Raw genomic sequence first — 12,709 nt, 5'->3', positions numbered from 1 at the left:
GCCTCGCGCGCTCAGTTTCCGCGCGCGATCCATTCCTCGAGATGCGGGGACTCGTCGCCGATCGTGGTGCCGTCGCCGTGTCCGGTGTGCACGATCGTCTCCGGCGGGAGGACGAACAGCTTCTCCTTGATCGAGTCGATGATCGTGGGGAAGTCGGAGTACGAGCGGCCGGTGGCGCCCGGCCCGCCGGAGAACAGCGTGTCGCCGGAGAACAGCTCGCGCGCCTCGGGCATGTACAGGACGGTCGAACCGGGGGAGTGTCCCGGTGTCGCGATCGCCTGGATGTCGGTGCCTGCCACGGAGATCCGCTGACCGTCCTCGAGCGGCTGGTACTCGACGCCCGGGTGGGTCATGCGCCACAGCATGTCGTCGGCGGGATTGAGCAGGATCGGCGCGTCGAGCAGATCGGACAACTCGGGCGCGACCGTGATGTGGTCGTTGTGCCCGTGGGTGAGCACGATCGCCTTGACGCGGCGGCCACCGACGCGGTCGACGATCGGCTGTGCCGAGTGCGCCGCGTCGACGATGACGACCTCGTCGTCGTCCCCGACGAGCCAGATGTTGTTGTCGACATCCCAACTGCCGCCGTCGAGTTCGAATGTGCCGGATGTGACGACCTTCTCCACACGCAGAGTCACAGGATCACCACCGAACGAAGGACCTCACCGCGATGCATGGTCTCGAACGCCTTCTCGACGTCGGTCAGCGCGATGCGCTCGGTGACGAACTTCTCGAGCGGCAGCCGACCCTGCTGGTACAGGCTCACGAGCATCGGGAAGTCCCGTTCGGGCAGGCAGTCGCCGTACCACGAGGACTTGAGCGAGCCGCCGTGGGAGAAGAAGTCGACGAGCGGCATCTCCAGCGTCATGTCGGGCGTCGGCACGCCGACCAGGACCACGGTGCCCGCGAGATCGCGCGCGTAGAACGCCTGCTTCCACGTCTCGGGCCTGCCGACCGCGTCGATCACGACGTCGGCGCCGAACCCGCCGGTGAGTTCCTGGACTGCCTCGACGACGTCGGTGCTCGACGCGTCGATCGTGTGGGTTGCGCCGAGATCGGTTGCCCAGTCGAGCTTCTTGGGGTCGCGGTCGATCGCGACGATCTTGTCGGCGCCGGCGAGGCGGGCACCCATGATCGCGGCGTCGCCGACGCCGCCGCACCCGATGACGGCGACCGAGTCGCCGCGGCCGACATTGCCGGTGTTCATCGCGGCGCCCATGCCTGCCATGACGCCGCAGCCGAGGAGACCGACGACCGCGGGATCGGCCTGCGGATCGACCTTGGTGCACTGGCCTGCCGCGACGAGGGTCTTGTCGGCGAACGCGCCGATGCCGAGTGCCGGGGTGAGCTCGGTGCCGTCCTCGAGGGTCATCTTCTGCTTCGCATTGTGCGTGTCGAAGCAGTACCAAGGCCTGCCGCGCTTGCATGCCCGACACTTGCCGCACACCGCACGCCAGTTCAGGACCACGAAGTCGCCCGGCGCGACGGTGTCGACGCCCTCGCCGACGGATTCGACGATGCCCGCGGCCTCGTGGCCGAGGAGGAAGGGGTACTCGTCGTTGATGCCGCCGTCGCGGTACGTCAGGTCGGTGTGGCACACGCCGCACGCCGCGATCGAGACGACCGCCTCGCCCGGGCCTGGGTCGGGCACGTTGATCGTGACGAGCTCGACGGGTTCTCCCTTCGCGCGCGAGATGACGCCTCGTACCTGCTGCGGCATGGTCTTCACTCCTGACTGTGGGGCCTGTGCGCACACCGTGGGTCGTGCGCATATGCGCATACGACGCTAGTCGGGCGGAGAGCACGCCGCGAGTGTTGCCGGCGAGAGCGGCTCTTGAAACGCACTAACGTTACAGGTCATTATGTAATGGTGAAGGTCGAGAACAAGCCGCGCCTCGGGCGGCCGAGAGACGCGTCGAAGGACCAGGCCGTGCTCGCCGCGGCACGTCGCCTGCTCGCCGAGAGCGGTTACCAGCAGACGACGGTCTCGGCGGTCGCGCGGCGGGCCGGCGTCAACACCCCTGCCATCTACCGCCGATGGCCCAGCCGCGAGGCACTTCTCGAAGAAGCCGTGTACGGGCCGGGCGGCCACCCGCTGCCCGACGAATCGGGCGATCTGCGCAAGGATCTCGAGACCTGGGTCCGCATCTTCCTCGCGCGTGCGGCGCGACCCGCGGCGCGGGCGGGCGTTCCCGGCCTGCTCGCCGACAGCCGGTCCGAAGAGGGGCGTGCGCGGTTGCTCGCGATCGGCGCGCCGGTGCGGCAGGCGTTCGCGCGCATGCTCGACGGCGCGGTCGCGCGGGGCGAGATTACCGCGGGCATCGACGACGCTTTCCTGTTCGAGCTCCTGTCGAACGCCACGTCGATGCGTGGGCTCGCCCGGGGTATGGGCGACGCCGACGCGTACATCCGTTCTCTCGCGGGCGCGCTGCACGTCCTCGCGACGCACGGCGCCGGAATCGACGGGACGGGCGAGAGCATGGTGCGCCGATGAGGCGGGCGGCCAGCGGAATGCGTATCGACGTCCAACTCGACGGCCGGTTCGAGGAGGCGGCGACGCGGGCGCGCGAGTTGGTCGTGTGCGGCGTCGACGGCCTGTTCTCCTTCGAGGGGCCGCACGACGTGTTTCTTCCGCTCGCCCTCGCGTCCACGGCCGTCGAGACCGATCTGATGACCAATGTCGCGATCGCGCTGCCGCGCAGCCCGGTTCATCTCGCGCACCTCGCGTACGACATGCAGACACTCAGTCGCGGCCGCTTCCGGCTCGGGCTCGGGTCGCAGACCCGCGCACACATCGAAAAGCGCTACGGTTCCGAGTGGTCGAGGCCGGCGGCGCGCATGCGCGAGACGGTGCTCGCGGTCAAGGCGATCCTCGATGCGTGGCAGGACGGGACGCGACTGCGGTTCGAAGGCGAGTTCACGCGGCACACGCTCATGCCGCCGACCTTCGTGCCCGGCCCGAATCCCTACGGGCGCCCGGAGATCTGCCTCGGCGCACTGGGGCCCCTGATGACCAGGGCCGCTGCGGAAGTAGCCGACGGGCTGCTCGTCATGCCGTTCAACAGTGCCCGGCACTTCCGCGAACGCACGCTGCCCGCGGTCGCCGAAGGTCTCGCCGCCGCGCGGCGCAGCCGCGACGAACTCGCGGTCTACCCGCAGGTGATCGTCGCGACCGGGCGCACGCCGGACGAGCAGGAGGCCGCCGCACGCGGAGTGCGGGGGCTGCTCGCGTTCTACGGTTCCACGCCAGCCTACCGGCCGGTGCTCGAGGTCCACGGCTGGGCGGACGTGCAGCCCGAGCTGAACGTGCTGTCCAAGCAGGGCGCGTTCGCCGCCATGACCGAGTTGATCACCGACGACATGTTCGCCACCCTCGCCGTGCACGGCACCCCCGAGGAATGCGCAGCGCAGATCCTGGACAGGTTCGGCGAGCACGCCGACCGCGTGTGCTGCTACTTTCCGGGCTATCCCGTGTCCGACCGGCACATCGCCGACCTCGCGGCGGCGGTGCGGTCATGACCGGCGTGCTGTGCGACATCCGGCCGGACGGCGTCGCGGTCCTCACGCTGCACCGCCCCGAGCGTCGCAATGCGTTCTCCGGCGCGATGGGCCGCGAGCTCGGCAGGCGCTACCGCGAGCTCGACGGCGACGACACGGTGCGTGCGATCGTGCTCACCGGCACCGCGCCTGCATTCTGTGCAGGCGCCGACATGTCCTCGGGGGAAGACACTTTCGCTTCACCCACCGCGGCCGCGTTCAGTGCGTCGCCCGTCGACCCACCTGCCTTCGAGTTGCACACGCCGGTCGTCGCGGCACTCAACGGGCACGCGATCGGCATCGGTCTCACGATCGCGCTGCAAGCCGACATCCGCATCGTGGCCGACGACGCGAAGTACGCGATACCGCAGGTGCGTCGCGGGGTGTTGCCGGATGCGATGTCGCACTGGACGGTTCCGCACATAGCCGGCACCGCGGTGGCCGCCGACATCCTGCTGACCGGTCGTACGTTCGACGGCCGTGAGGCGGTGCGGCTCGGGCTGGCGAGCCGATCGCTGCCTGCCGCCGACGTGCTGCCCGCGGCGCTCGACGTCGCAACCGACATCGCGGCGAACACCGCCCCGATGTCGGTTGCGCTGTCCAAGCGGCTGTTGTGGGACACCGCGCGCCACGGTTACTCGCCCGGGCGGGTCGCCGACCTCGAGACCGAACTCCACCATCGCGTGATGGGCAGTCCCGACGCCCGCGAGGGTGTCCGCGCATATCTCGAACGCCGACCGCCTCGGTGGACGGCGCAGCCGTCGCGCGAGTGGAGCGCTCTCGACGACCCCGTGCCGCCGGAGGATCGCTAGCCCGGCAGCAACTGTCGAACGACCATGCTTCGACAGAGGTACTCCATGGTGGGCCCGCGATCAGAAGAGCACCGGGTCGTCGAAGCCGGGTGCATGTTCGAGTGCGAGGAGCTCGCGTTTGGTGACGGTGCCACCGCCGGCCGAGAAGCCCCCGATCCCGCCGTCCGCCGCGAGCACCCGGTGGCACGGCACGACGAGAGGGATCGGGTTGCGCCCCAATGCCTGTCCGACCGCCTGGGCGGCTCCCGGGCTACCCAGCTCCGCAGCGACGTCGCCGTACGTGCGGACATTCCCCGGTGTGATGGCGCGAGTGAGTTCGTAGACGCTCGTGTCGAAATCGGACACGCCCTCGAAGTCGAGTTGGACCCAGCGCAGGTCGTCGAGTGCGCCCGCGACGTGCCGTCGCATCGCCTCGACGACCGACGCGACCTCGCCGGGCGGCTCGTGTTCGTGCGCGTCGTCGTCGAGCGTGCGGACCGTCGCAGTCAGGCGCTCGCGGGTGGTCTCGGGTGAGCTCTCGGGAAGCTGCACTGCGACGATGCCCGCACCGCGCCACGCGACTCCGCACGTGCCGAGCGCCGAGTCGAACAGCGCGAAACCAGTCGTCATGTCCTCAGTATGGTCCCCGGGCAGTCGGTGTACGCCGACCCGTTTGCAGGATTCTTTCAGGACGAGGACCGAAGGTGTCCGCAATTGTTTCTAACGTGATCGGTGACAGCCACCACATCACCGAGGGGACCCGACATGACCACCACCGACGTCGAGAACCGGACCACCACCGAGCGCGACGACCTGATCGCGATGCTCGAGCACGCCCGCTTCTTCCTGCGCTTCACGACGCGCGATCTGACCGACGACCAGGCCCGCCTGCACACGACGCCGAGCGCGTTCTGCCTTGGTGACCTGGTCAAGCATGTCACCGAGGTCGAGCGAGGCTGGAGCGAGTTCCTCGTCGTGGGGGCCGACGCGCTCCGCACGAACGGCAAGGACTTCGCGGACTGGACCGAGGACGACTACGCCGAGCGGGACCGCTCCTTCCGGATGGGGCCCGACGAGAGCCTGGCCGACGTGCTCGCCGACTACGAACGCGTCGCCACCCAGACGAATGCGATTGTGCGCGAGGTCGCTTCGCTCGACACCGTGCACGAACTGCCGAAGGCGCCGTGGGACATGGACGAGGCGTGGTCGGTGCGGCGTGCGATCCTGCACATTGCAGCCGAAACCGCGCAACATGCCGGTCACGCCGACATCATCCGCGAATCGCTCGACGGCGCGAAGTCGATGGGCTGAACTCCGCGCCGTCCGGCTCAGCTCGTCAGAACGTGCCGCAGTTGTTCGGTGCGGGCACGCCGGCGAAGCGGTCGTTCAGGAAGGACACCGCTTCGGGCAGGCCGCCGAGCATCGGCACCACGTGGCCGATACCCACCGACGGCAGGATCGGCGGCGTGAGATTCGGCGAGAACTGTACGGTCGCGCCCTGTGCACACCAGTCGGCCGCGAGCTGCCTGCCCTGGCCGTAGGGCACGATGTCGTCCTGCGTGCCGTGCTGGATCAGCACCGGCGACGTGGGCGTCGCGCGGCCGATCCGCTGCTCGTCGAGCAGTGCCTTGACGTCGGGCAGACCGTCGAGCACCTCGCTGAGCGGGCGGCCGTCCTTGGTGTAGTCGGAGGTGCGCTGGAAGCCGTAACGCAGGCCGGTCTCCGGCACGCACTGGCCGGCGACGCCCGCAAGCATCGCGCGGCCGCGGTCGTTGAACACGGCGTCGATCTTGCTGCGCTGCTCGGGGTAGGCCTGGGCGAGGCCGTTGACGGTGTACCCGATCGCGCCGGTGAGGAAGCTGCCGTCGATCTGTGCGAGCGTGGCCTCGAGATCGGCGGGTGGCGCGCCGGCGTAGGTGCCCTTCACATCCAGTTCGGGAGCGTACGCGGGCTGCAGTTCGGCGGCAGCCGCGGTGGCGCCGCCGCCCTGCGAGTAGCCCCACAGGCCGATCGGGCTGTCGTCGGAGAGCGACGTGCCGTCGAGCGACAGCGCGGCGCGCGCCGCGTCGAGCACTGCATGTGCCTCGGCCGCCCGGTTGACGTAGGTGTGATCGCCCGGCGTGCCGAGGCCTTCGTAGTCCGTCACGACGACGCCGATGCCCTGCAGCAGCATCGCGTTGATCGAGATCAGCTCGTACTCGGTGAACAGGTCGAGCGGCGGCGTGTAGTTGATCAGCCCGTTCAGTTGCTTCGACGGGGCACACTGGTCGCCCTGGCCCTGGGTGCCGGGTGCGAGGGCCACGAGCGGGCGTGCGCCGGTGCCGTGCCACGGCTGCGACGGTTCGAGGTAGGTACCGGTCACGGCGTTGGGTGCGCCGTGCGTGTCGGTGCTGCGGTACATCAGTCGCGTGCCCTGCGCGGGGAACATGCCCGTCTCGGTGGGCACGCGGATCGCGAGATCGGACGGCTCGGCGCGCAGGACGTCGCCCGGTGCGCCGCCGAGCTCGGCGGGCGGAGCGTAGAAGTCGGGCGCCGCCGAAGCGGTGGCCGGTGCGACGAGTGCACCCGCGGCGAGCGCACCTCCCACGATCGTCGAGAGCACGGTGCGGCGCACGCGCATGGTTCCTCCTGCGAATCCCCTGATGTGCACCAGCGCACACCCGGCGAGGACTGTAACACCCGTCCTTACTCGTGGGTAGGGTGCGCTCGACCGCCATCGCTCGTGGGGTCCAGTACCGGAAACTGGTCTCGAACTCGACGTTCATTCGGGAAACTGGCTTGGTGTTCACCGGCCAGTGGACCGATACTGGTCGACATGTTGACGCGTGCGCTCGGAACCCGCTCGCTCGTGCGGGACCTCGGACGGTGGCGCGAAGACACCGGAAGGCGCCCCACCTACCGCGCGCTCGCCGACGGCATCCGCCTCCTGGTGCACGACGGGCGCGTGCCGCTGGGCGTCGCACTCCCCAGTGAACGCGAACTCGCGACCGCCCTCGAGGTCAGCCGCACGACGATCACGTCCGCGTACACGGTGCTGCGCGACGAGGGTTACCTCGTCACCCGGCAGGGCGCGCGGTCGGTCGTCGCGATGCCGGCCACGAGCACCTCCCGCGGAGGCGCGCACGCGTACCTCCCGGTGCCCGACGGCGGCGCCGTCGACCTCAGCTACGCGGCGATGGCGGCGCCGGTCGACGACGTGCATGCCGCGTACGCGGACGCTCTCGACCAGTTGCAGCGTTTCCTCCCGACGCACGGCATGGAACCGCTCGGCGTCGACGTCCTGCGTGCACAGGTCGCCCAGCGTTATACCGCGCGTGGCCTGCCCACCGATCCCGGCCAGATCATGATCACGTCGGGCGCGCAGCACGCGTTGCGGCTGCTGCTCGGCGCGCTCGCGGCGCCCGGCGAACGCGTCCTGGTCGATCATCCGACGTACCCGAATGCGCTCGAGGCGATCCGGCACGTCGGTGCCCGCGCGGTGCCGGTCCCGGTGCGACACGAGTACGGAACGGCGGACGCGTGGGATCTCGACGCGATCCGCACCGCGGCACGCCAAACCGCCGCGCGCATGGCCTATCTCGTGCCGGACTTCCACAATCCCACCGGGATGTGCCTCGACGCGGCGGGTCGGCAGCGTCTCGCGGACATCGCCCACGAGACGCGGATGACGCTCGTCGTCGACGAGACGATGGTCGATCTGTGGCTCGACGCCCCGTCGCCCGGCCCGGTCGCGGCCTTCGCACGGGACACGGCCCGTGCGGACGTCGTCACGGTCGGGTCGGCGGCCAAGTCGTTCTGGGGTGGCCTGCGGGTGGGGTGGATCCGTGCCGACCCCGCCCTCGTGTCCCGTCTCGCCGGTGCACGAGCGGCAGTCGACCTGGGCACCGCGGTGATCGACCAACTCGCCGCGGCGCGCCTGCTCGCCGACGACGGCGCACTGCTCGACGCACGGCGTGCGTCACTCAGGAGCCGACGGGCCGCACTCGTCGACGCTGTGCGCACGTACCTGCCGGACTGGACGTTCACCGTGGGTCCGGGTGGGCTCGCGCTGTGGTTGCGCATGCCCGCGCCGGTGTCGACCGCGCTCGCCGCCACCGCACCCGCGCATGGTGTCGTCCTGGCCGCGGGTCCGCGATTCGGCGTCGAAGGCGCATTCGAGCGGTTCCTGCGAATTCCGTTCGCGCGTCCCGAATCCGATCTTCGCACCGGCGTCGAGCGCATCGCGCACGCGTATGCGGCGCTGGCCGGGGCCACGGGGCGCGAGCCCGAACTGGTCGTGTGACACGACGATCGCCGATCGACTGGCTTTTCTTTTTTTCTCGCGTATGGTCGGGCATTACATTCGTTCGTCATGCTTCTCGAAAGGGCGTCTACGGTGAAAGGCGTTGTTTCCGTGTGGAGGTCGTCGGTCGTGGGTCCGCATGCAGGTGCCGTGTCGGGCAAAGGAGCCCGCTGAGTCGGGCCGGGTGGCCGCGGTTCTCGCGCGGCTGATCGCACGCCTCGAAGAACAGGTCGAACCGGTCGACGTCGAGTCGTCTGGGCATCGGAATGCCCGTGGCGCAGCGGAATTCGCTTCCGGCTATCACGACGGCATGGCGGCTGCCGTGCAGTTCGTCGTCGACGAGCGCACCCGGGCGTCGTCTCCGTGGACCCTGTTGTCGCGCTGGAGATTCGGTGGTTCGCGTCGGTCGACGGCCGAAGCGCTCACGCGCATCGAGACGCGCGTGCGCTCGTGTCTGGACCACGTCGAGTCACGCGCTGCCGGCGAGGTCGACGATACCGACTGGACTGCTGCAGGATTCGAGCACTCGCTTCGCACGGTCCTGGGCTCCGTCCACGAGTCCCGGCAGGCCACCTCGTGCACACCAGGCTTTTCATGCCAGAGAAAACCGGATCGAAGGAGAGGGTGATGGGAGACAAGTCCCGGGGCAAACGCCCCCGCACATCCGCATCGACGCTCGCCGAGCGTCGCGCAGCGAAGCGGGAGAAGAAAGCGGCGGAGCACGACGGCAGGCGGGCCCGGAAACCGGAACGGAGGTGACTGCCGTGCATGAGTTGTCGCGTGAGGTCGGGCGCCTGTGCGCCCGGATCGACGACGAGGTCGCGTCCCGGCCGGGTACCGCGGATGCGGCACGCGGTTTCCGGTCGGGCTTGCTCGCGGCGAAGCTGTCGCTCCTCGACGAGCAGGCGCGGCACGCAGGCCAGTTCGGAAGGCGTGGCGAGGACGACGCGGCGGAGCGGGTGCGCAAGGTGCTCACCGCCGTGGCGTCCGCACTGGGGGAGCGTGCGGGCGCGGTCGACGCGTCGACCGATCGTGGTGCGGGTTTTCGCGAGGGCATCGAGCGTGCGCACCTGATCGTGGCCGCCGCCCATACCCCCTCGTGAGCGAAACAAGCGTGCCCACACTCGCAAAGTGCTCACGAGGGTGAGGTTCGCAGAGCTCACGAGTGCCGAGCTTCGCGGAGCTCACGAGGGGAGCGGGGTCAGCGCCAGAGGGAATCGATGTCGACGGCGTCGCGCGCCGGGGCGCTGGGGGTCTCGGGCTGGGTGCGCGAGAACCTCGGTGCCGGGAAATGCTGTGTGACGCCGTCGAGTTCGATCAGGGAGCCCCGCGCCGCGATGTGCTCGTTGGTGGGTGCCTCGGCGAACGTGAGTACCGGGCTGACGCACGCATCGGTGCCCAGGAAGATCTCCGTCCACTCGTCGCGCGTCTTGGACGCGAACTTGTCGGCGAACAGCTTCTTCATCTCGCCCCACTTCGAGACGTCCATCTGGTTCGGCAGGTCGGCGGGGTCGAGCTCGAGGCCCTTCAGCAGCAGCGCGTAGAACTGCGGCTCGATCGAGCCGACCGCCATGTACTTGCCGTCGGAGGTCTCGTACGTGTCGTAGAACGGCGCGCCGGTGTCGAGCAGGTTGACGCCCCGCTCGTCCGACCACACGCCGCGGCCGCGGAACGCCCACATCATGTGCGACAGCGCGAGCGCACCGTCGACCATCGCGGCATCGATGACCTGACCCTTGCCGGACGTCTGCCGTTCGACGAGTGCGGCGAGGATGCCCGTCACGAGGAACATCGACCCGCCGCCGAAGTCGCCCACCATGTTGAGCGGCGGCACCGGGCGCTCGCCCTTGCGGCCGACGGCGTGCAGGATGCCGGTGAGCGAGATGTAGTTGATGTCGTGGCCCGCGGCCGACGCGAGCGGCCCCTCCTGGCCCCAGCCGGTCATGCGGCCGTACACGAGCCGCGGATTGCGTTCGAGGCACAGGTCCGGCCCGAGGCCCATACGCTCGGTGACCCCGGGGCGGAAGCCTTCGAGGACGACGTCGGCGCGCTCGATCAGGTCGAGGACCTTCTCGATCTGGGCGGGATCCTTCAGGTCGGCCTCGACGACGCGGCGGCCACGCTTGATCTGGTCGTGCGACTGGCCCTCGCCCGGGATCAGGCCAGGACGCTGGACGCACACGACGTCGGCGCCGAGGTCGGCGAGCAGAGTGGCCGCGTGCGGCCCGGGCCCGAGGCCCGCGAACTCGACGACCTTGACGCCCGCCAGCGGGCCCGACTGCGGTGCTGCTTGTGCTGACACGCGACTTCCTCGTTTCGTGAATGGTCTGCTGCTGCCGCGACGTTAACGCGTATTCGCCGCGGACGTGTGCGCGGGGTCACTCGCCCCGCTCGAGTGTGCCCGATTCCGCGTTCACCCGAAAACCCCGCCGACACCGGTGGTGGGAGCGCACAGTGGATTCATGTCGTTCCCGGGCCGGATCGTCGGCTTCGTCGCGAGCACCGATCTCGACGTGTCGCGCATGTTCTACGTCGACGTGCTCGGCTTGGAGCTGACCGAACGCACCGACTTCGCGCTGCTGCTCGACGGCGGCGGCGCCCCGCTGCGGGTCACGCTCGTGCAGCACAAGGCCGAAACCGGGTACACCGTGCTCGGATGGGCGGTCGACGACATCGACGCGTCCGTCGCGCACCTCGAGGCCCGCGGCATCGAGTTCACGCGCTATCGCGGTCTCGGGCAGGACGACAACGGGGTGTGGCCCGCGCCGGACGGCACGCGGGTGGCGTGGTTCCGCGACCCGCACGGCAACGTGCTGTCGCTGTTCCAGCCGAGGTGAGCGCCCGCCGCCGACGTCGCCGCCCGATACCCTTGGCGCCATGACCAACCCCGCCGGACGTCTCGGAACCCCGCTCAGCCCGTCGGCCACCAAGGTGATGCTGCTGGGTGCAGGCGAACTCGGCAAGGAGGTGATCATCGCCTTCCAGCGTCTCGGCGTCGAGGTCGTCGCGGTCGACCGGTACGCGGGCGCGCCGGGGCATCAGGTGGCTCATCGCAGCCACGCGATCGACATGAGCGATCCGGTTGCCTTACGCGCCGTGATCGACCAGGAACAGCCCGACTACGTCGTGCCCGAGATCGAAGCGATCGCGACCGGCGTGCTCGCCGACGTCGAAGCCGACGGGGTCGCGGTCGTCGTGCCCACCGCGCGTGCGACGCAGCTGACGATGAACCGGGAAGGCATCCGGCGCCTCGCCGCCGAAGAGCTGGGCCTGCCGACTTCGCCCTACGAGTTCGCCGGGACGCGCGACGAGCTTGCCGCGGCGGCCGAGCGCATCGGGTACCCGTGCATCGTCAAGCCGGTGATGTCGTCGTCGGGCAAGGGGCAGTCCACCGTGCACGGTGCCGACGACGTCGACGCCGCGTGGGACTACGCGATGGCGGGCGGACGGGTGAACTCCGGGCGTGTCATCGTCGAGGGGTTCGTGCGGTTCGACTACGAGATCACCCAGCTCACCGTGCGTGCGCTCGGCTCCGACGGCGAGACCGGCACCTGGTTCTGCGAGCCGATCGGGCACCTGCAGGACGCGGGCGACTACATCGAGTCGTGGCAGCCGCAGGCGATGACGCCCGCCGCGCTGGCCGGGGCGCGCGACGTCGCGCAGCGCATCACCGCCGCGCTCGGCGGTCGGGGCGTGTTCGGCGTCGAGCTGTTCGTCGCGGGCGACGACGTGTACTTCTCGGAGGTGAGCCCGCGTCCGCACGACACCGGGCTGGTGACCCTCGCGACGCAGCGGCAGTCGGAGTTCGAGCTGCATGCGCGCGCCGTGCTCGGCCTGCCGGTCGACACCACGCAGCTGTTCGCCGGTGCCTCGGCCGTCGTGTACGGCGGGGTCGACGCCGTCGGCATCGCGTTCGAGGGCGTCGCCGACGCGTTGTCGGTGCCCGAGACCGACTTGCGGTTGTTCGGCAAGCCCGAGAGCTTCGCGAGGCGACGCATGGGTGTCGCCGTGGCGACCGGCCCCGATGTCGACGTCGCGCGCGACCGTGCGCGCACCGCCGCGTCCCGCGTGCGGCCGGTGCGGTAGCGGCCCCGACGGC

13 protein-coding genes are annotated in these 12,709 nt (G+C 69.9%); 8 read left to right on the top strand and 5 right to left on the bottom strand.

Annotated elements, in window-relative coordinates; all coding sequences use genetic code 11:
- Positions 1-11: 11 nt before the first annotated feature.
- Together HCA44_RS10475 and HCA44_RS10470 are read right to left on the bottom strand one after the other, a co-directional pair.
- A complete protein-coding gene (locus tag HCA44_RS10475) occupies positions 12-638 on the bottom strand; it encodes an MBL fold metallo-hydrolase (RefSeq protein ID WP_169648494.1) in 627 nt (208 codons plus the stop codon).
- Positions 635-1,720 carry an S-(hydroxymethyl)mycothiol dehydrogenase gene (locus tag HCA44_RS10470; RefSeq protein ID WP_169648493.1) on the bottom strand — a complete coding sequence of 362 codons (1,086 nt, stop codon included), beginning with the start codon at positions 1,718-1,720 and terminating at the stop codon, positions 635-637. The genes HCA44_RS10475 and HCA44_RS10470 overlap by 4 nt, the downstream gene beginning before the upstream one ends.
- Positions 1,721-1,867: 147 nt before the next feature.
- Here HCA44_RS10470 and HCA44_RS10465 point away from each other — a divergent pair, with 147 nt between their 5' ends.
- The 3 genes from HCA44_RS10465 to HCA44_RS10455 are packed head-to-tail and all read left to right on the top strand — an operon-like array spanning position 1,868 to position 4,349.
- Positions 1,868-2,494, top strand: a complete 627-nt coding sequence (locus HCA44_RS10465) for a TetR/AcrR family transcriptional regulator (protein ID WP_169648492.1) — start codon at positions 1,868-1,870, stop codon at positions 2,492-2,494.
- 17 nt (positions 2,495-2,511) lie between these two features.
- On the top strand, positions 2,512-3,519 hold the full coding sequence (locus HCA44_RS10460) for a TIGR03617 family F420-dependent LLM class oxidoreductase (RefSeq protein ID WP_169648628.1): 1,008 nt from the start codon (positions 2,512-2,514) through the stop codon (positions 3,517-3,519).
- Complete coding sequence (locus tag HCA44_RS10455) at positions 3,516-4,349, top strand: enoyl-CoA hydratase-related protein (protein ID WP_169648491.1); 834 nt, start codon at positions 3,516-3,518, stop codon at positions 4,347-4,349. Before HCA44_RS10460 ends, HCA44_RS10455 begins: the two co-directional genes overlap by 4 nt.
- 60 nt (positions 4,350-4,409) lie before the next feature.
- Here the strand turns inward: HCA44_RS10455 and HCA44_RS10450 are convergent, their stop codons facing one another.
- A complete protein-coding gene (locus tag HCA44_RS10450) occupies positions 4,410-4,958 on the bottom strand; it encodes a methylated-DNA--[protein]-cysteine S-methyltransferase (protein WP_169648490.1) in 549 nt (182 codons plus the stop codon).
- 135 nt (positions 4,959-5,093) lie between these two features.
- Between HCA44_RS10450 and HCA44_RS10445 the strand changes: the two genes are divergently transcribed.
- Positions 5,094-5,639: a DinB family protein gene (locus tag HCA44_RS10445; RefSeq protein ID WP_169648489.1), complete on the top strand. Its 546-nt coding sequence runs from the start codon at positions 5,094-5,096 to the stop codon at positions 5,637-5,639.
- Between the two features lie 25 nt (positions 5,640-5,664).
- Here HCA44_RS10445 and HCA44_RS10440 read toward each other — a convergent pair whose 3' ends face one another.
- Positions 5,665-6,948, bottom strand: a complete 1,284-nt coding sequence (locus tag HCA44_RS10440) for a lipase family protein (RefSeq protein ID WP_169648488.1) — start codon at positions 6,946-6,948, stop codon at positions 5,665-5,667.
- 195 nt (positions 6,949-7,143) lie between these two features.
- Between HCA44_RS10440 and HCA44_RS10435 the strand changes: the two genes are divergently transcribed.
- Both HCA44_RS10435 and HCA44_RS10430 read left to right on the top strand, forming a co-directional pair.
- Positions 7,144-8,610: a PLP-dependent aminotransferase family protein gene (locus HCA44_RS10435; protein ID WP_169648487.1), complete on the top strand. Its 1,467-nt coding sequence runs from the start codon at positions 7,144-7,146 to the stop codon at positions 8,608-8,610.
- 755 nt (positions 8,611-9,365) lie between these two features.
- On the top strand, positions 9,366-9,713 hold the full coding sequence (locus HCA44_RS10430; protein ID WP_169648486.1) for a hypothetical protein: 348 nt from the start codon (positions 9,366-9,368) through the stop codon (positions 9,711-9,713).
- Positions 9,714-9,811: 98 nt separating this feature from the next.
- Here the strand turns inward: HCA44_RS10430 and HCA44_RS10425 are convergent, their stop codons facing one another.
- A complete protein-coding gene (locus tag HCA44_RS10425; RefSeq protein WP_169648485.1) occupies positions 9,812-10,912 on the bottom strand; it encodes a CaiB/BaiF CoA-transferase family protein in 1,101 nt (366 codons plus the stop codon).
- Positions 10,913-11,072: 160 nt separating this feature from the next.
- On the opposite strand from HCA44_RS10425, the gene HCA44_RS10420 reads away from it, so the two are divergent.
- On the top strand, positions 11,073-11,447 hold the full coding sequence (locus tag HCA44_RS10420; protein ID WP_169648484.1) for a VOC family protein: 375 nt from the start codon (positions 11,073-11,075) through the stop codon (positions 11,445-11,447).
- Positions 11,448-11,487: 40 nt separating this feature from the next.
- Positions 11,488-12,696, top strand: a complete 1,209-nt coding sequence (gene purT / locus HCA44_RS10415; RefSeq protein ID WP_169648483.1) for a formate-dependent phosphoribosylglycinamide formyltransferase — start codon at positions 11,488-11,490, stop codon at positions 12,694-12,696.
- Positions 12,697-12,709 lie beyond the last annotated feature (13 nt).

Origin of the sequence: Rhodococcus sp. HNM0569, assembly GCF_012726205.1 — a bacterium.
GTDB lineage: Bacteria > Actinomycetota > Actinomycetes > Mycobacteriales > Mycobacteriaceae > Rhodococcus_F.
Note: the sequence above shows the minus strand (reverse complement) of the source record. Positions and strands in the feature narration are given on the sequence as shown.